The following is an 18,788-nucleotide window of genomic DNA, read 5'->3' as shown; positions in this document are numbered from 1 at the left end:
TGTTTATACTGCTATTTGTGGACAGTAAAGCTCTTTCTTATTAAAATTTCATTTTAATAATTTTGAATTAGATAAAAGAAAAAAGTAGGAGAATATCTCCTACTTTTTTTACGCTGTTCCAATCTGATCTTGATCCGCCACATCAGAATCAAACGTATTTGTTGCACTAACACCGTTAAACGTATTTACGACAAATCCAACATTGGAAGCCCCAGATCCGTTATAAGCTTTCGTGTTTTCTTTCGGAGATACGTTATAAAAATCTCCTAAGTTGAAAGAGCCGTTACTATTTTGAACGACGAGATTTCCTACAACCGAAGGCATACCATCCACCTACTTTACTAAGCTTTTTACTTACTATATGAATTATTGTGCGGAAGGTTCATCCGTAATATATTGGCGGATTTGCATAATACGAGAGTTATTAAAACCATAATCAACATTTCCAATTTGAAAGCAACCAGAATTTAAAAGTGTCCGCAATTCAACATTATTAACTTCAATAAAAGGGCATTCATTTACAATATTTAATTTTACATCTGTCGTTCGTTTTGGAATTGTAATGTGTTCATCTGTAAAGATTTCAAAAGCATCAAAGCGACCTTCTCCCCTTATATAACAAGGAATTTCACGGTGGACGGCAAGAGCTCTACTTTTTAATTCCATTTGGTTTGCATCTCCAACTTGAAATACGGCAGTAATCCCTAAAGAAATAATAGAAACATTTTGGACAATGGACACATGATGCAACATAATTTCTCAGTCTCCTTAACCTGGAGTAGGAGGGACATCTGTTACTAATGGTACAAATGGACCCTCTGTAACTGTTTCAAATGGTGTATCGAGAATAGAAGATAGAATGAGGAGATTTGCATCTCCAATTAAAAAGAGTGCGGACGACGATACACCGTTCATTTTAATCTGTCCGACTTTTAACTCACGGTTTACAACGTTAAGGTTCATACATACTTACTCCTTTCGGAAATTTCCCGGTATGTGCTGAATAAATGAGAGAAAGGCTTTGTCAATATCTTGTTTCATTGCCTGGATAATGATATCTCGTAAATAATCTGGATCTGTTGAAATACCTTCATATGATTGAACTTGTGATAAATAATAAGGGAGTCGATGCTCCATCTGTTTTTTTATGTCATCCACCATCATTTGTCGATACATTTCATCAAGCGGTGTTCTCTCTTCTTGTTCAAAATGGAGAATACGATTATATGCTTCTTCATCTAAGTATCGATGCATTTCTTGGAGGATACCTTGATAAAAGTCTGGGTTTGTTTCGGTTTCAGGATTTACCTTCAATGTTTCTGTATCCACTTGAAAATCTTCAATTTGTTGTCCTTTTGCTGAAAATGGGTTTAAGCCAATATTTAAAGTGCCATTTAAATTTTCGACTTTTAATTGATCGAATTTGTATTCCACTTTTCCTACAGAAGAGGAGGGGCGATTTTTTAATTCGTTAAGCTCTTCTTGGAGTTGACGCACTTGATCTTCTAAATTGAGGATGGCTGCTTGTTGTGTTTGAAGAGCTTGTTGAAGTTGGTGTAAGTAAGTATATATATCTTGATTCATTTGTGAAACCTCCTTTTCAATAGGGAGGGTAAAAATATTCCTGCTATATATTTATGACAAGGATGTCTTAAGAAGAACTAGTTGATGGTTTGATAGAAATAATTTGTCCGTTTGCCTGTAATGGGCGAAGCGGCTCCGTAAATCCGCCCGTATTTGAAAATTTGGATAGGGCTTTAATACTTCCGGCAGTGCCAATTTGGAATACAGAAGAGGTTGTAATGCTATCAATTTTAATGCTGTTAATGATAATGCTTTGGTTTACGTAAAAATTCAATACAATCGCCCCCTTTAAGTTGAACCAATTATCGCTTGATCAACGACATCTGAATCATTAACAGTCGTTGCACTTTGATAATTGTAGACAGAAACATTATCTCCAACATTAAAAGAGCCGGCCCCGGCGAAAGCACGTGAGTAACTAATAGGCCTAATCGCAAATACATCTCCAATATGAAAAATACCACTTGATCCAATATTGACGATACGAATATGTCCGACCATAGCTGGCATACAAAACACCCTTCGTTTTTAAAATTTTCTTTTCTACTATTGTATGGGCGTTTCCGATAAAATGTGTGTTTTTTTGAAATAAAAGAAACACACACATTATTGCGTGTGTGTGTTGAGTGTTTGATTTGAGTGAAAATCCGTATGTACATGCCAAATTACATTTAAGAGCCTGTCCAGTTCTTGGCTACAATCCACTGTTTTTTGAGAAGTCATTCCATAGCGTTCAGCAAAATAAATCATTTTTTCACGTTTTTTTTCAATCGCTTGCTCAAACATTGAAATCGGCTCCATCTCTAAATGAAATTTTTAGTATATATGTAGTACATATTATACAAAAACTCCATAAAAAAGAAATACCTTCGCTAAAAAAAGTAAAAATTCTACATTTTATGCCAAATGTAGAGGGGTAACGAATAGGATGTGAGAAGAATATTGTAAAAATTAGCGTGCATGAGAAGGTTTTTTTCTTGCGGATGCGAATACAATTAAAGGGTATGAGTTTTAGGATGGAGAGTGGAAATATTGCGTTTTGTAACGGCGAAGAAAGAAGAAAAGGTATTTGTAGGTATTGTGGATGAAGAAGAAGAAAAGGTATTACACTTAAGAGAAGCGCAAAGACAAAAAGGGGAAAAGGTTACAATCCCTATTACAATGTTAGAGTGTATTGAAAGAGGGACTGAGTGCTTTGAGAAAGTATGTGAAATTGTAAATTGGGCAAAAGAGAACGGGGAAGCGGCGTATTATCCGTTAACAGAGGTGAAAATATTAGCACCGATTCCAAGGCCAAGAAAGAATATTTTGTGCGTTGGAAAAAACTATCGTGAGCATGCGGTAGAAATGGGCGGAGTAGAGTCTATTCCAGAAAATATAATGATCTTTACGAAAGCACCAACAACAGTTATTGGCATAAATGAGCAAATTAATGGTCACCCTCACGCAACGGACGAACTAGATTATGAAGGAGAACTAGCTGTCATTATAGGTAAGCGAGGGAAGCAAATTAAAAAAGAAAAAGCGCTTGAGCATGTTTTTGGTTATACGATTATAAATGATGTAACAGCTCGAGACATTCAAAGAAAACATAAACAGTTTTTCCTTGGGAAAAGCTTCGATACATTTTGCCCGATGGGACCGTATTTAATTCATAAATCGGTGGTTAATGCGCCGAATGCATTACACATTGAAACGGTAGTAAATGGAGAAGTAAGGCAAACTTCCAACACAAATAAAATGATTTTTTCGATAGAAGAAATTATTTCAACGATAAGCAAAGGAATGACTTTAGAACCAGGTGATATTATCGCAACAGGAACCCCGGCTGGTGTCGGAAAAGGTTTTATACCACCGAAGTTTTTACATGCTGGTGATGAAGTGGTCATTACAATAGAAGGAATTGGTACTTTGCGAAATGTAGTGAAATAAAGAAAAGAGCTATCTTGTTAAAAGATAGCTCTTTTTTATGGCCTTGGGTTATAGAGGTAATCGATAACGGAAAAAGTGTAAAGGCCAATGAATGCAAGTGTACAAATGCCAAATAGTATAACCGTAAGTGCACTTTTTTCTCGTCCAAAACCAATGATAGTAAGAATAACAGCAGTCCAAAATGATGCTTTCAGTAGTGTGAATGTAGTAGGAGTTGAGTAGTGAGTAAGCCATGTTGTGGAAAGTAGGAAGCCACAGAATGTAACTAAAATAAAAGATGTAGCTAAATAGTTAATCTGTTTACCGTATCTTAATAGCATATCGCACCTCCTTTACGATTTTAAAATACAGAAAATTACGATTTTATCTTAATATAAATGAATATAAAAAGAAAGAGGTTGTCCCAACATGCCGGACAACCTCTCTATTATTATGATAATACAGCTTTAATTTTTTGGAATGCCCACTCTAAATCTTCTTCAGAGATTACTAGAGGTGGTGCGATACGAATTACGTTTTCGTGTGTTTCTTTACATAGTAGACCAGCTGCTTTTAGTTGTTCACAGTAAGGACGAGCTGGCTCGTTTAATTCGATACCGATGAATAAACCTTTACCGCGAACTTCAGTGATCATTGGGTTATCAATTTCTTTTAATTGCCCAACTAATTTTTCTCCTAATTGAAGAGAACGCTCTGTTAATTTTTCTTCTTCTAACACTTCAAGAGCTGCGATAGATACAGCACATGCAAGTGGGTTACCGCCGAATGTAGAACCGTGAGAACCTGGCTCAAATACACCTAAAATGTCGCGGTTTGCTGCAACGCAAGAGATCGGGAACACACCGCCACCAAGTGCTTTACCAAGTATGTACATGTCAGGAGTTACATCGTCCCAGTCACAAGCGAATACTTTACCAGTACGGCCTAAGCCTGTTTGGATTTCATCGGCTACGAATAAAACGTTTTCTTTTTTACATACTTCAAGAGCTTCTTTTAAGTAACCAGCTGGTGGGATGTTAATTCCAGCTTCACCTTGAATCGGTTCTAAAATGAATGCTGCTGTGTTTGGTGTAATTGCGGCTTTTAATGCTTCTAAATCACCGTAAGGAATTACAACGATGCCAGGAAGCATTGGACCGAATCCACGCTTGTACTCTTCATTTGAAGACATAGAAACAGAACCCATTGTACGTCCGTGGAAGTTATCTTCACAAACGATGATTTCAGCACGGTTTGCTTCTACTTTCTTCACATCATAAGCCCAGCGGCGAACTGTTTTAATTGCAGTTTCAACAGCTTCAGCACCTGTGTTCATTGGAAGTACCATTTCTTTATTAGTTAGTTTCGCAACTTTTTCGTACCAAGGACCTAATTGATCGCTATGGAAAGCACGAGAAGTTAACGTAACACGATTAGCTTGGTCAATTAAAGCGTTAATAATTTTCGGGTGACGATGACCTTGGTTTACTGCAGAATATGCACTTAATAAGTCCATATAGCGGTTTCCTTCAGGATCTTCTACCCAAACACCTTCTGCTTTAGAAATAACGATTGGAAGTGGGTGATAGTTATTTGCTCCGTATGTGTCTGTAAGTTCGATAATATCCTTAGTTTGAATCATGATTGTTCCCCCTTTTGTTATTACAAGAAGTTTGTAAATACTCTAAATATTATATCATTTAAATGTAAAAAAGCGAAACATTTCCTGAAAATAAATGAACATGTTATCATATAGAGTGAAAAAGTGTGAAAAGAGGAGGTAAGGGATACGATGGTACATATGCATATTACAGCATGGGCGTTAGGTTTAATTTTATTCTTCGTTGCGTATTCACTTTATTCAGCAGGAAGAAAAGGTAAAGGTGTACATATGGGGCTTCGCCTAATGTATATCATCATTATTGTGACAGGCTTCATGTTGTACATGAGTATTGTGAAGACAGCAACAGGTAGCATGCACATGTGGTATGGCTTAAAAATGTTAACTGGTATTTTAGTTATCGGTGGAATGGAAATGGTTCTTGTGAAAATGAGCAAAAACAAACCAACAGGGGCGGTTTGGGGCTTATTTATTGTTGCGCTAGTAGCAGTATTTTACCTTGGGCTGAAATTACCGATTGGCTGGAAAGTATTCTAATAAAAAATAAAACCACCTTATAATCTCAAAGACTTGGGAGATAAGGTGGTTTTTTACGTTATCCCGTATTAACTGGCAGTAAAACTTCCACCTCAAAATTCAGCTTAAGCAAAGAAGTTAGGCGGGAGATCAACTGCTCGTAAACACCCGATTGGTGAAGGCTAATAATCAGTGGGGCTGCCCCACTGATTAAAGTTTCACTTTATGTCGCATCGATATGCAACTCTTCCCCATTTACTTTCGTAAAACGGAACATATTTTTATTGGATGTAGTGTGACGGACGAAATGGTGCTGCAGTGTACAAATCATCTCTTCGTTATCAAACAAAAGAATATTTACTCCTTCGCGTGACTCCTCTTTCGGTAAGAAAGATAAATAATTATGACAATACATGCAATCATATAAAGAGTAGTGAAGTGATTGCAATGATTCAGTTAATAATGTGAAGACGGAGTCAGGTAATTCCTCGAGCCATTCATTATAACTAAGAAGTAACTTTTTTCGAATACGTATCATTTCACCATTTTGCAAATGGTGTTGTTCGTTGGCGATTTGTAATACATCTTGTTCATAGAAACGGGCTGGTAGCCAATTGTTATTATATAAAACTTCAAACCCATCTTCGGCAATATCTTCTAATAAAAACGCTTCATCATTTTCATCATCAAAGAATACCCATTCATTGTTTATATATTCTACATTACCGACTGTATGAGCACGGGGCTGGTTATATAAAATATGTTTACGTTGTATCATACACGATTTCTCCTTTATGAAAAGTAGTTATTCCTGTTATAGACAGTTCGTGCATTCTTTATAACTAGACACATCTAAACATAGGTGGGCATACAATAAAACACGTTTTACTGAGTGAGAATGCTATTCCAAATGTGGATAGTAGGTTATCGTCAAGTTTGTCATTTTTTTGATCCGCACTCACAGGGTGGGGATTACTGCACGTTCAAGAAAAGAAATAAGATGGAAGGATGATTTATATGTGCGGGATTACAGGATGGGTGGATTATAAACGCTCATTAGAAGGAGAAAGAGATGTCGTTACGAAGATGGCTGAGACGTTAGCGAAACGCGGTCCAGATGATAATAAAGTTTGGATTAAAGGTAATGTCGCATTTGGGCATAAACGGTTAATCGTTGTTGATCCTGAGGGTGGTAAACAACCGATGACTTGTTTAAAAGATGAAACGAATTATGCCATTTGTTATAACGGTGAACTTTATAACACAGAAGACATTCGAAAGGAATTATTAAGAAGAGGATATACGTTCAAAGGTCATTCTGATACAGAAGTATTATTAGCTTCTTATATTGAATGGAAAGAAGAATGTGTCGATCATTTAAACGGTATATATGCGTTTGCAGTATGGGACGAACAGAAAGAACAAGTATTTATTGCGAGAGATCGATTAGGTGTAAAGCCACTTTTTTATAAATATGATAGCGGACGCTTATTATTTGGTTCGGAGTTAAAAGCGATATTGTCGCATCCAGATGTGAAGGCAGAAGTAACATTAGAAGGATTATCAGAAATATTCGGACTCGGACCGTCAAGAACACCTGGCCACGGTATTTATGCTGGTATAAAAGAATTACGTCCAGGTCATGCGATGACATTTTCAAAGAACGGTTTATGTATATGGAGATATTGGAATGTGGAAAGTAAAAAACATGAAGACTCCTTTGAAGAAACAGTAGAGAAAACACGCTTTTTATTACAAGATGCGATTACAAGGCAGCTCGTTTCTGATGTACCACTATGTACTTTTCTATCAGGCGGTGTAGATTCGAGCGCTATAACAGCAATTGCTGCGAAAGAATATGCAAGGTCAGGAAAAGGGCAATTACACACATATTCTGTTGATTATGAAGATAATGACAAATACTTTAAAGCGAATGCGTTTCAGCCAAATTCAGATGCTCCGTTTATTAATTTAATGACTGAGACATTTCAAACAACCCATCATCGCTGCGTCATTTCGAATGAACAATTAGCAGAGTATTTAACTGAAGCGGTACTCGTTCGTGATTTGCCTGGTATGGCAGATATCGATTCGTCATTATTATGGTTTTGCCGAGAAATTAAACAAGATTTTGTCGTTGGCTTATCTGGAGAATGTGCAGATGAAATATTTGGTGGATATCCGTGGTTTTATAGAGAAGATGATTTACAATCGAGTGCATTTCCGTGGATGCGTTCTACAGAGGCACGTGAACAACTTCTAAAAAAAGAATGGAGAAATAAACTAAATTTACAACAATATGTACAAAGGCGTTATGAGGAATCGATTCAAGAAGTTCCTATTTTAGAGGGGGAAAGTCCACTAGAAGCAAAAAGACGCCAATTATTTTATTTAAATATGGTATGGTTTATGACAACATTATTAGACAGAAAAGACCGTATGAGTATGGGGGCAAGTTTAGAAGTACGCGTTCCATTTGCAGATCATCGTCTTGTCGAATATGCGTGGAATATTCCTTGGGAAATGAAAATGTATAAAAACCGCGAAAAAGGTCTATTACGTAAAGCGTTAGAAGATGTACTCCCACATGACATCTTATATAGGAAGAAGAGTCCTTATCCGAAAACGCACAATCCACACTATACAAAGGCAGTAACGGTATGGCTTCAAAATCTATTAACAGATAAAGGTTCAATTTTACACGAACTATTTGATAAAGAGCAGTTGAGCGGATTGATTCAGTCTGGTGGCAGTGCATTTCAAACACCGTGGTTTGGTCAATTGATGACTGGGCCACAGCTTTTAGCTCATTTAGCACAAATTCATGTTTGGTTTAAAGAGTATGGGGTAAATATTAAAGAATAGGAGAAAAGCGGCTTGCGATTATGTAAGTCGCTTTTATTAAAGAAATTGTCATATAAAATTCAAAATCACCTTATAAATAATACTTAATTAGAATTATTATTTTGACGTACTTATTATTACTTGTTATAATTTGAAACAAACGTTCTGAAAAGGATTCTCATTTATAAAATTGAGGTGTTATATAGATGACAAAGGAAAAAATAGGTTTACTCGTAATGGCGTATGGAACACCAGAATCATTAGACGATGTAGAGGCATATTATACACATATCCGTCACGGACGTAAGCCATCAGAAGAAGCGCTTGAAGATTTAATTGGGCGCTATAAAGCGATTGGTGGAATTTCGCCGCTTGCAAAAATTACGAAAGAGCAGGCGCATAAATTAACAGATTCAATGAATAACATATTTACAGAGTATGAATTTACTTGTTACTTAGGTTTAAAACATACTGCGCCATTTATAGAAGATGCTGTAGAAGAAATGAAGCGAGATGGAATTGAGCAGGCGATTAGTATCGTATTAGCACCGCACTATTCTACATTTAGCATTAAAGCGTATAATGACCGTGCTATTCGTCTTTCAAAAGAAATCGGTGGTCCTGTGATTGAACCAATTGAACAATGGTACGATGAACCGAAGTTTATTTCGTATTGGACAGATCAAATAAAAGAAACATTTACAAAGATTGAAGATAAAGAGAAAACAGTTGTAATTTTTTCGGCGCATAGTTTGCCAGAAACAATTATTGCAGCAGGGGACCCTTATGTGGAGCAATTGCAGCATACAGCAGATTTAATTGCGGGGGCTGCCAATATTCAAAACTATACAACGGGTTGGCAAAGTGCTGGGAATACTCCAGATCCGTGGATTGGTCCAGATGTGCAAGATTTAACGAAAGATTTATATGAAGAGCATGGGTACGAATCTTTCATATATTGCCCAGTTGGCTTTGTGGCAGAGCATTTAGAAGTTTTATATGACAATGATTATGAATGTAAAGTTGTAACTGATGAATTAAATGCTAAATATTTTAGACCAAATATGCCGAATGCACAATCTGCATTTATCGACTGTTTGGCTGAAATTGTTTCCAAAAAAGTGAAGGAAATAGTTGACAAAGATTTAGTTTTAAATAATAATTAATTTATAATAATTTTAAATTAATAATAATTACCATGAAAGAAAGAGGAGGATCCCCCTAGATGAATCCAAATAATCGCTTAACAACAAACCAAGGTGCTCCAGTTGGAGACAACCAAAATTCTCGTACAGCTGGTCGTCGTGGACCAGTATTATTAGAAGACTATCATTTAGTAGAAAAACTTGCACACTTTGATCGTGAACGTATTCCGGAGCGTGTTGTGCATGCACGTGGTGCAGGTGCTCACGGTGTATTCGTAACGAAAAATAGCATGAAGCCATATACGAAAGCAGCATTTTTACAAAATGAAGGAACTGAAACACCTGTATTTGTTCGTTTTTCAACGGTTATTCATGGTCAAGGTTCTCCGGAAACAGCTCGTGACCCACGCGGTTTCGCAGTTAAATTTTATACAGAAGAAGGAAACTACGATATCGTAGGTAATCATTTACCAGTTTTCTTCATTCGTGATGCAATTAAATTCCCTGACATGGTTCATTCTTTAAAACCAGCACCGGATACAAATATTCAAACGCCAGATCGTTATTGGGATTTCATGACGTTAACTCCAGAGTCTACACATATGATGACATGGGTATTTTCTGATTATGGTACACCAGCAAGCTATCGTGAAATGGAAGGTTTCGGTGTCCATTCATTTAAATGGATTAATGAAGAAGGTAAAATTGTTTATATTAAATACCACTGGAAACCGCAGCAAAGTGTACGTAACTTAAATGCGAAAGAAGTGCAAGAAGTGCAGGGGAAAGACTTCAATCATGCAACTCGTGATTTGTTCGACGCAATCGAAAAAGGAAATCATCCAAAATGGGATTTACACGTACAAGTTATGCAACTAGATGAAATGGATTCTTTAGACTTTGATCCACTAGATCCAACGAAAGTATGGCCAGAAGATCGCTTCCCGTTAATTGAAGTAGGGACAATGACGTTAAATCGTAATCCGAAAAACTTCTTTGCAGAAGTAGAACAAGTAGCGTTCTCTCCAAGTGCAACTGTAAATGGTATTGAACCATCGGAAGATAAATTATTACAAGGTCGTTTATTCTCTTACCCAGATACACAGCGTTATCGTCTTGGTGCAAATTACTTGCAAATTCCTGTAAACTGCCCATATGCAGCTGTTCATAATCAACAACGTGATGGTGCGATGCAAATGAATCAAAACCCATCTACAATCAACTACGAACCGAGCCGTCATGCAGAGAATCCAGTTGAAGACAAAGCTTACCGCGATTCGACTATGAAAGTAGAAGGCTATGTATCTCGTGAAAAAATCGAGAAACCAAATGACTTTAAACAAGCAGGTGAGCGTTACCGTTCATTCTCTAAAGAAGAGCAAGATAACTTAATTGCAAACTTAACAAATGACTTGAAAGACGTAAATGAACGCACGAAATTACTAGCTGTTTGTAACTTCTTCCGTGCAGATCAAGAATACGGTATGCGTTTAGCGCAGGCGTTAAATGTTGATATTACGCAATATGTAGGAAATGCTCCAAAATAAATAGGAAAAGACGACCGGGTTTCGGTCGTCTTTTTTGTATAACGTTATGTGGGGTATTTTGCTTGTAAATTATGTCGGAATTTGTTTGTAAATCGATATGTTGTGTCGGACCGTTGATATATTGAAAGAAACAATCGATATATTTGAAAAATCGTTGATATATCCAAAAAACCGTTGATATATTTACATTTATACTAGGTGGGGTATGTTGCCTAGTACGCAAAAAAGAGATGCAATCTACTATCAATAGATTGCATCTCTTTTTTAGTTTACTCGCTCTGCATGTTCATAAGCCTTCTCGCCATGCATTGAAATATCAAGACCCATGTGTTCTTCATGTTCATCGACGCGAACGGGGAGGAAGAAGTTGATCGCTTTAATAATGGCATACGTCATGATGATCGTGAATGCATATGTTGCGCCAATCGCTATAAGTTGTTTAAACAGTAACGCGGCATTTCCGTAAAATAATCCGTTTGCGCCATCCCCGTTTACGGCAGTAGTTGCAAATAGTCCTGTTGCAATACCGCCCCAAGTTCCTCCGATGCCGTGGCATCCAAAGGCATCAAGTGTATCGTCATACCCGAATTTTGTTTTTAGGAAGAAAACGGCGCCGAAGCATATTATACCACCAATTGCTCCGATAAGAAGGGCGGAGAAAGGTGTAACGAACCCGCAGGCTGGTGTAATAGCTACTAGACCAGAAACAACTCCGCAAGCAGCTCCCATCGCGGTCGGTTTTGATTGGAAGAACCATTCAGAAAGCATCCAAGTTAGAGCAGAGGCAGCAGCGGCTATATTTGTATTAATAAATGCAGTTAAAGCTACGTCGTTTAAGGATAATGCGCTGCCAACGTTAAAACCGAACCAGCCAAACCATAATAAGCCTGCGCCTAACATTGTAAATGGCAAATGGTGAGGAGAAGAACCATTTATGTTTTTTCGTTTTCCAAGGAAAATAGCTAATACAAGACCGGCAACTCCGGAAGTGATGTGAACGACATTTCCGCCAGCGAAGTCTAGTGCACCAAGTTCCCTTAGCCACCCACCGAGGCCCCATACCCAATGAGCGACAGGATTGTAAACGATTGTTGTCCATAGAAGGATAAAAATAAGAAAGGCAGAAAATCGCATTCTTTCAGCGAATGCACCTGAAATTAAAGCTGGAGTTAAAATGGCGAACATGAGTTGAAACATCATAAATAAATTGTGAGGAATAGTAGATGAGTAGTCTGGATTTGGTGCGTAGGTAACTCCGTTTAGACCGAACCAATCAAGTGTACCGATAAGTCCGTGCCAATCTGGCCCGAATGATAAAGAATAGCCGATAACAATCCATTGAATCGAAACGATAGCCATTGCACTATAACTATGCATCGTTGTACTGAGTACGTTTTTGCTACGAACCATACCTCCATAAAAAAGTGCCAATCCTGGTGTCATCAACATGACCATTACTGTCGTCACAAACATAAAAACCGTATCTCCCATATTCATGATCTCTCCTCCTAGAATGTTAGAAAAAATAACATCTATTTGTTATGTTTCATATCATATTCGAAATAAAACTAAAAATCAACTAAAAATTCAGAAAATTATATACGTGATGTCATAAAATCTAACATAGATTATTTTGTGAGGATTGAAATCGGCATATGCGTTTCACTTGGATAATTGGTATAATATTCTTACAATTAAAAAATTGGGGGATGCGTGTGGGAAAAATATGGACTAGGAAACTATTCATTTGTTTTTGCTTAGCTGTTGTTTTGTTTGTACCAATACATACTTTTGCAGACGAAAAAAGAGAGTGGCGAGATGAGGTTATATACTCCATTATGATTGATCGCTTCAATAATGGAGAACCGAAAAATGACAAACAGTTAGAAGTTGGTAATTTAGAAGGGTATCAAGGCGGGGATATAAGAGGAATTATAAAAAGGTTGGATTACATAAAAGAAATGGGTTTTACTACCGTTATGCTTTCGCCACTTTTTGAAAGTGGAAAGTACGATGGATTAGACGTGCGAAATTTTAAAAAGGTAAATGAACATTTCGGGACAGAAAATGATGTGAAAGAACTTGTAAAAGAAGCTCAGGCAAAAGGAATGAAAGTTGTATTTCAATTTCCGCTTGGAGAAAACGAACAACAGGTAATTGACGCAATGAAATGGTGGATAAAAGAAGTTGATTTAGACGGAAGTTATGTTATACATAGTGAAAAAAAGCCGCGTTCCTTTTGGGATAACGCGCAAAAAGATATGCAAGTGATAAAGAAAGATTTTCGTATTATGACAAAGGAGGATAGCGAATACAACGAAAAAATAGTAGAATCGTTTTCCAAAGCGGATGTATCGGTGAAATCGTTATACGATGTGAGTAAAAAAGAAGGAGAATTTGTTACGTTCTTAGATGATCAAGAAACAAAAAGATATGCGCGTATTGCAAAAGAAAATATGTATTATCCGCCATCACGTTTAAAACTGGCGCTTACATATCTGTTAACATCACCTGGAATTCCGAATTTTTATTACGGAACTGAAATTGCATTAGATGGAGGAAGTGTACCCGATAATAGACGATTAATGGATTTTAAGTCAGACGAAAAATTTATGCAGCACATAACAAAACTAGGTGAACTTAGACAGGCGAGACCGTCTTTACGACGCGGTACGTTTGAGCTATTGTATGATAATAGCGGGATGAGCATACTAAAACGAAAATATAAAAATGAAGTAACTTTAGTAGCAATTAATAATACGAAAGAAACACAAAAAGTCTCCTTACCTGCAAGTACGATTGGTGAAAAACAAGAGTTAAGAGGATTGTTAGAGGATGAAATTATAAGAGAGGAAAATGGGGGATTTTATCTCGTTTTAAAGCGTGAAGAATCAAACGTGTATAAAGTTAACGGAGAAACAGGTGTGAATTGGTTATTTATCTCCTTAATCGTTGGTGTGAATGTATTATTTATTGCGTTTTTAATTGCAGTTAAAAGGAAACGTAGATGAGAAGTTGCTCGTTCTATGTTCATGTCTTCTTATTGTATTTGTTTGTTCGGTGGGGCAATAGTGTTTATTCTGTTGATATGAAATTTCTTAAGAGAAACGATACGAAAATGAAAACTTCTCTAATGAGAGGGGGTTCCAGGTTAGGGAGAAAGTCTTTTTCCTAGCCTGTTTTTGTGTCAATACGGATAGAGAAAGATCTTTGGAACGAACGATAATTGCAACTATATTAATTTTATATTACATTAAAAATTAGAGAATACTCTTATACTAATATAGTGCTAAATAGTAGGTGGGAAAATGGAATTTTACGATTTGGGTATTACCATTAAAGAGCTTAGAATTAAAAAAAATATATCACAATCCGAATTATGTCATGGAATATGTTCGCAAAGTCAAATTAGCAAAATAGAAAAAGGTATGATTTATCCATCTAGTATATTGTTATATCAATTATCAGAAAGACTTGGTATTGACCCGAATAATATATTTGCATTAACTCAAAACAAAAAATTTAAATATGTAGAAAATGTAAAATACGTAATAAAAGATTGCTTAAAGCAAAAACAATATAAAGAACTTTATGAAATAGTGAAAAAAGAGAAAGATGAAAAAAATTTCCAAGCAAAAGAAGATAAACAATTTCTCCTATGGCATGAAGCAATTGCTGTATTTGAGGTGAACAGATCCATAAAAACTGCTTTAAAACTTTTAAATAATGCATTAAAACTAACTTTAACCAATGTTGATTTTTTATCAGAAAGAGAAATAGATATTATGCAGACAATGTCTATATTTTATGCGGAAAATAAAGAATATGATAAAAGTATTACTATATTAGGAAGATGTTTAACTAATTTTAATAAGTTAGATTTTCCGAGAGATAAAGCGATTAAATTAAAAATCATTTTTAATTTAGCGAAATGTTTAGGTATGACCTATCAATATGAAGAAGCGGTAAAATACATTGATAAGGGCATCAAATTAGCTATTAATCTAAATACTTTATACTTATTAGGTGAACTGTACTATTTAAAAGGATGGAATTTATTAAGATTTAAACAACAGAATGAAGAAGATATTGCAAATAACATGAAAAAAGCATTATTTATATTTGAACTAACAGAAAAAGAAACTCTGATAAAAATGGTTAAAGAAAAATATTTTGAAAATCAAACTGAAAAAAGCCACTCATAATTCATTTGGAAATCACTTGAAATATAATAAAACCTACAGGGGAAATCCCTGTAGGTTTTATACTTATAAACTTGCTTCTAAAATATTAGTGTTTAATATAAGAGTGTCCTTAACGTACTTTTTTATTTTGAAGTCTGCATCTTTATTAACAATTTATGCTTCTTTTTAACTCCATCCAAATATGATTAAAATTAAGATGGTTCAAGTCGGAGGAAGGCACTTTGATGTGTCTTTTCTTATGACTTTTATCATTAACTATTTAATGTTTTTTAAATGATTACATGACATAGTTTTTTTGTACCAAGCTTTGTTGATACAGTTAGACTTATCCGTTAGTGTATTCGTATTATTAGAACATCCTACAGTATTTAGGGAGAATGTGGCCAATAAAAACCATAATATTAATTTCTTCATATAACCACTTCTAACTCTTTTTTAATTAACATTTTTTAAGATCCTTATTAATTTTACATTATATTAAAGGTTGGGAAATATTCTTATACTCATAAATTGTTACGTTTTGGCGGGAAGAGAAATTATAAGTTACAGCGATTTTTAAGATGACTTTGGCCTAGGATGTAATTACTAAGAAAAGTAATTCAAATCGAAGGGGAAACGTCTTAAATTGTCTTTTTTTTTATTTTCAATAAGGTCTGCTAAATGCATGTATGAAACAAATTCTACAATAAGGCCTAGTTTAATCATGCATTCACTTGTGAAGTATTCGTATAGTTAGACTCTGTTCACTTAGCAATTTTCACCGCAGATGCCTTTTTTCTATGGCTTGTTCTTGTAATTATTGTCTCTACAAAACTAAAAAGAAAACTCCTCTAATTAAGAGGAGTTTTCTTTTTAGCGGTAGTTAATGAACTGTACGTCGATTGGTAAATCAGCGCTACGAACAGCTGCAATTACTGCTTGTAAGTCATCACGGCTTTTCGCTGTAACACGTACTTGATCGTCTTGTACTTGTGTTTTTACTTTTAATTTCATTTCTTTAATGATGTTGTTAATTTTTTTAGCGTTATCTTTATCGATACCTTGTTGAAGTGTTGCGCGTTGGCGAACAGTGTTGCCAGTTGCAGCTTCAACTTTTCCGTAATCTAAGTTCTTAATTGGAACGTTACGTTTTACAAGTTTAGAAATTAAAACGTCTTTTACTTGGTCTAATTTGAACTCGTCGTCAGAAGTTAAAACTAGTACTTCTTTTTCTAATTTAATATCACTTTTACTTCCTTTAAAGTCATATCGGTTTTGGATTTCTTTTAATGCGATATTAATTGCGTTTGTTACTTCAGGTAATTCTACTTTCGAAACGATGTCAAAAGAACTATCTTTTGCCATAGTTAGCACCTCCAAATAAATTTCTAATCTTGTTATGTACTGTACATACTAAAGTATAGCTGAAAACGAGTCTAGACTTAAGTGTTTTCATACTTATATTCATGTAACCTCACTTTATTATAGTGAATTTTGGGCAGTTGGACAAATACAGGAAAAATCATGTTATAATTAACTTTTGTTTGGAATGATAAAAAAGATAATTTTATATATATAGAAGGGAATTAAAAAATATGTATTTGCAAATAGGATCGATTGAACAGGTAACTGTTTTACGCGAAACGGAAATTGGATATATGGTTGGGAATGAAGAAGAAGAAATTTTCCTACATAAAAACGAAGTAGCTGGAGAAATTGAAGAAGGCGATACGATTGATGTATTCTTATACCTTGATCACCAAAATCGTATTTCAGCAACAATGAAGGAGCCAATTATTACAACGTATGATTGGAACTGGGTAAAGGTTGTAGAAGTCATTCCTAGTTTAGGTGTGTTTGTTGATATTGGTGTATCAAAAGATATACTAATTCCAGCTGATGAGTTCCCGATTTATATGCCGGTATGGCCAGAAGTAGGCGACGAATTATATTGTACGTTAAAATTAACGAATCGTGATCGTTTAATTGCTCTTCCGGCAAGAGACAGTGATATGCAAGAAATTATCGTAGATGCAACGCCATCTATGCGTAATAAAAACGTAAATGGACGTGTATATCGTTCTCTTCAAGTTGGTTCATTCGTACTAACTGATGAGCATTTCCGTGCTTTCTTACACCATACAGAAAGAAAAGAACAAGTCCGCATCGGGGAGCGTGTAACGGGCCGTATTATTGACGTGAAAGATGATGGTACAATTAACATTTCACTTCTTCCTCGTAAAGAAGAAGGAATGGAAGACGATGCGGCAGTAATTTATGCATATATGGAAGAACGAGGCGGAGCAATGCCGTTTTGGGATAAGAGCCATCCAGAAGATATTAAAGAACGCTTTAACATGAGTAAAGCTGCATTTAAGCGCGCACTTGGTAAGTTGATGAAAGAAGAAAAAGTTTACCAAGAAGAAGGTTGGACTTACTTTAAGAAATAAGATAGAAGATTAAAAAGCACAACCTTATTTTTAAAAAAATAAGGTTGTGCTTTTTTAATTTCCTTGTGGAGAAACAAGAGTAAATGTATCTTTCAAATCACTATCGTTTATTTTAATATTTGCCTTTTTTAATTCCTCTTGTAACAATTTTTTGCTGAATATAGGGTCAGCGATACGTTCTTCTTCTAAGTTTTTGCGAATAGATTTTTTTACTTCATCGTAAGGTTTTAAATCTTTTTTATCAGTTAATTTAATAACGTGATAACCGTTTGATGATTTTACGGGGTTGCTAATTTGTCCAACATTTAGTTTGTAGGCAGCCGTTTCAAATTCAGGAGCCATTGTACCTGAATTGAAGTATCCAAGGTCTCCGCCTTTATCTTTTGATAGTAGATCTTGTGATTCTTGTTTTGCTAATTCTTCAAATGAAGCACCAGCATCTAGTTTACTCTTTATTTCTTTCGCTTCATTTTCGTCACTTACTAAAATGTGACTCGCTTTAATTTCTGGCTTATAGTGGTCTTTTACGTCTTTCTCTGTAATGCTTTTCTTAATCGCTTCATTCATAGCAAGTTTGAACTTAATTTGATTTTTGAAATCCTCTTCATCTTTTAAACCATTATTTTCTAATACTTTTTTGAATTGATCTCCATATTGTTTTTTTACTTTTTCTACTTCTTTATTTACCTCTTCATCAGATACTTTATATTTTTTTGTGATGACGTCTTGTGCCATCATTTCGTATAGCATGTCTTTTCCGTAACGATCTTTCAACTGTTTTTCGAAGTCGTCCTTCGTAACGGTTGAGTCTGTTGCTGTGGCGACTGTAGCTGATTCGTTTTTTTGTCCGCAAGCAGATAGCATCAATATACTTATTAGTGCAGTAATAATGAAAATTTGTTTCCCTCTCATGCCAACACCTCATCCGAATATGTTATCGCTATTGTAGAATATAGAAGTGAACATGAAGTGAATTTTTAATGTTT

General features: G+C 35.5%; 21 protein-coding genes. 8 read left to right on the top strand and 13 right to left on the bottom strand.

The window, feature by feature from the left end; translation table 11 throughout:
• Positions 1 to 108: 108 nt before the first annotated feature.
• From gerPF to ACLBXA_RS12000, 7 genes are all read right to left on the bottom strand, one after another.
• Complete coding sequence (gene gerPF / locus ACLBXA_RS12030; protein ID WP_001141566.1) at positions 109 to 324, bottom strand: spore germination protein GerPF; 216 nt, start codon at positions 322 to 324, stop codon at positions 109 to 111.
• 42 nt (positions 325 to 366) lie between these two features.
• The gene (locus ACLBXA_RS12025) at positions 367 to 753 is read right to left on the bottom strand and encodes a spore germination protein GerPE (RefSeq protein ID WP_000902327.1); all 387 of its coding nucleotides are present in this window, start codon (positions 751 to 753) and stop codon (positions 367 to 369) included.
• A 15-nt stretch (positions 754 to 768) separates the two neighbouring features.
• Positions 769 to 963 (bottom strand): spore germination protein GerPD, encoded by a 195-nt coding sequence (gerPD, locus tag ACLBXA_RS12020; protein ID WP_001052807.1) that lies wholly within the window; start codon positions 961 to 963, stop codon positions 769 to 771.
• Between the two features lie 6 nt (positions 964 to 969).
• A complete protein-coding gene (gene gerPC / locus ACLBXA_RS12015) occupies positions 970 to 1,584 on the bottom strand; it encodes a spore germination protein GerPC (RefSeq protein ID WP_001070761.1) in 615 nt (204 codons plus the stop codon).
• Positions 1,585 to 1,651: 67 nt separating this feature from the next.
• Positions 1,652 to 1,858 carry a spore germination protein GerPB gene (gene gerPB / locus ACLBXA_RS12010; RefSeq protein WP_001012509.1) on the bottom strand — a complete coding sequence of 69 codons (207 nt, stop codon included), beginning with the start codon at positions 1,856 to 1,858 and terminating at the stop codon, positions 1,652 to 1,654.
• A 14-nt stretch (positions 1,859 to 1,872) separates the two neighbouring features.
• The gene (gerPA, locus tag ACLBXA_RS12005) at positions 1,873 to 2,094 is read right to left on the bottom strand and encodes a spore germination protein GerPA (protein ID WP_001111188.1); all 222 of its coding nucleotides are present in this window, start codon (positions 2,092 to 2,094) and stop codon (positions 1,873 to 1,875) included.
• A 96-nt stretch (positions 2,095 to 2,190) separates the two neighbouring features.
• Positions 2,191 to 2,370, bottom strand: coding sequence for an aspartyl-phosphate phosphatase Spo0E family protein (locus ACLBXA_RS12000; protein ID WP_000462848.1), 180 nt, complete (start codon positions 2,368 to 2,370; stop codon positions 2,191 to 2,193).
• A gap of 246 nt (positions 2,371 to 2,616) precedes the next feature.
• On the opposite strand from ACLBXA_RS12000, the gene ACLBXA_RS11995 reads away from it, so the two are divergent.
• Positions 2,617 to 3,516 carry a fumarylacetoacetate hydrolase family protein gene (locus ACLBXA_RS11995; protein ID WP_447617228.1) on the top strand — a complete coding sequence of 300 codons (900 nt, stop codon included), beginning with the start codon at positions 2,617 to 2,619 and terminating at the stop codon, positions 3,514 to 3,516.
• A gap of 35 nt (positions 3,517 to 3,551) precedes the next feature.
• Here ACLBXA_RS11995 and ACLBXA_RS11990 read toward each other — a convergent pair whose 3' ends face one another.
• Positions 3,552 to 3,836, bottom strand: coding sequence for a hypothetical protein (locus ACLBXA_RS11990; RefSeq protein ID WP_000926870.1), 285 nt, complete (start codon positions 3,834 to 3,836; stop codon positions 3,552 to 3,554).
• 110 nt (positions 3,837 to 3,946) lie between these two features.
• Positions 3,947 to 5,137, bottom strand: coding sequence for an ornithine aminotransferase (rocD, locus tag ACLBXA_RS11985; RefSeq protein WP_000616660.1), 1,191 nt, complete (start codon positions 5,135 to 5,137; stop codon positions 3,947 to 3,949).
• 150 nt (positions 5,138 to 5,287) lie between these two features.
• Between rocD and ACLBXA_RS11980 the strand changes: the two genes are divergently transcribed.
• Positions 5,288 to 5,653: a YisL family protein gene (locus ACLBXA_RS11980; protein WP_000233496.1), complete on the top strand. Its 366-nt coding sequence runs from the start codon at positions 5,288 to 5,290 to the stop codon at positions 5,651 to 5,653.
• A 202-nt stretch (positions 5,654 to 5,855) separates the two neighbouring features.
• On the opposite strand, the gene ACLBXA_RS11975 is transcribed toward ACLBXA_RS11980, so the two are convergent.
• Positions 5,856 to 6,410 (bottom strand): DUF2777 domain-containing protein, encoded by a 555-nt coding sequence (locus ACLBXA_RS11975; RefSeq protein WP_000616051.1) that lies wholly within the window; start codon positions 6,408 to 6,410, stop codon positions 5,856 to 5,858.
• Positions 6,411 to 6,649: 239 nt separating this feature from the next.
• On the opposite strand from ACLBXA_RS11975, the gene asnB reads away from it, so the two are divergent.
• The 3 genes from asnB to katB all read left to right on the top strand — a co-directional run bounded on the left by asnB (position 6,650) and on the right by katB (position 11,168).
• Positions 6,650 to 8,497, top strand: a complete 1,848-nt coding sequence (gene asnB, locus ACLBXA_RS11970) for an asparagine synthase (glutamine-hydrolyzing) (protein ID WP_000333993.1) — start codon at positions 6,650 to 6,652, stop codon at positions 8,495 to 8,497.
• A gap of 185 nt (positions 8,498 to 8,682) precedes the next feature.
• Positions 8,683 to 9,642: a ferrochelatase gene (hemH, locus tag ACLBXA_RS11965; RefSeq protein ID WP_000159538.1), complete on the top strand. Its 960-nt coding sequence runs from the start codon at positions 8,683 to 8,685 to the stop codon at positions 9,640 to 9,642.
• Positions 9,643 to 9,701: 59 nt separating this feature from the next.
• Positions 9,702 to 11,168, top strand: a complete 1,467-nt coding sequence (gene katB, locus ACLBXA_RS11960) for a catalase KatB (protein ID WP_001069166.1) — start codon at positions 9,702 to 9,704, stop codon at positions 11,166 to 11,168.
• Between the two features lie 264 nt (positions 11,169 to 11,432).
• Here katB and ACLBXA_RS11955 read toward each other — a convergent pair whose 3' ends face one another.
• Positions 11,433 to 12,665, bottom strand: a complete 1,233-nt coding sequence (locus ACLBXA_RS11955; protein ID WP_001055851.1) for an ammonium transporter — start codon at positions 12,663 to 12,665, stop codon at positions 11,433 to 11,435.
• Positions 12,666 to 12,823: 158 nt separating this feature from the next.
• On the opposite strand from ACLBXA_RS11955, the gene ACLBXA_RS11950 reads away from it, so the two are divergent.
• Complete coding sequence (locus ACLBXA_RS11950; protein ID WP_003309197.1) at positions 12,824 to 14,179, top strand: alpha-amylase family glycosyl hydrolase; 1,356 nt, start codon at positions 12,824 to 12,826, stop codon at positions 14,177 to 14,179.
• Between the two features lie 297 nt (positions 14,180 to 14,476).
• On the top strand, positions 14,477 to 15,373 hold the full coding sequence (locus tag ACLBXA_RS11945; RefSeq protein WP_000397873.1) for a helix-turn-helix domain-containing protein: 897 nt from the start codon (positions 14,477 to 14,479) through the stop codon (positions 15,371 to 15,373).
• Positions 15,374 to 16,225: 852 nt separating this feature from the next.
• On the opposite strand, the gene ACLBXA_RS11940 is transcribed toward ACLBXA_RS11945, so the two are convergent.
• Entirely contained in the window at positions 16,226 to 16,717 is a 492-nt protein-coding gene (locus ACLBXA_RS11940; protein ID WP_001040146.1) for a YajQ family cyclic di-GMP-binding protein, read from the bottom strand.
• 230 nt (positions 16,718 to 16,947) lie between these two features.
• Between ACLBXA_RS11940 and ACLBXA_RS11935 the strand changes: the two genes are divergently transcribed.
• Positions 16,948 to 17,802 (top strand): CvfB family protein, encoded by an 855-nt coding sequence (locus ACLBXA_RS11935; RefSeq protein ID WP_000281261.1) that lies wholly within the window; start codon positions 16,948 to 16,950, stop codon positions 17,800 to 17,802.
• Between the two features lie 54 nt (positions 17,803 to 17,856).
• Here the strand turns inward: ACLBXA_RS11935 and prsA are convergent, their stop codons facing one another.
• Complete coding sequence (gene prsA / locus ACLBXA_RS11930; protein ID WP_001214385.1) at positions 17,857 to 18,714, bottom strand: peptidylprolyl isomerase PrsA; 858 nt, start codon at positions 18,712 to 18,714, stop codon at positions 17,857 to 17,859.
• Between the last annotated feature and the right edge of the window lie 74 nt (positions 18,715 to 18,788).

It is taken from the genome of Bacillus sp. D48C (genome assembly GCF_053345735.1).
This window is presented reverse-complemented; position numbering and strand designations above follow the sequence as displayed.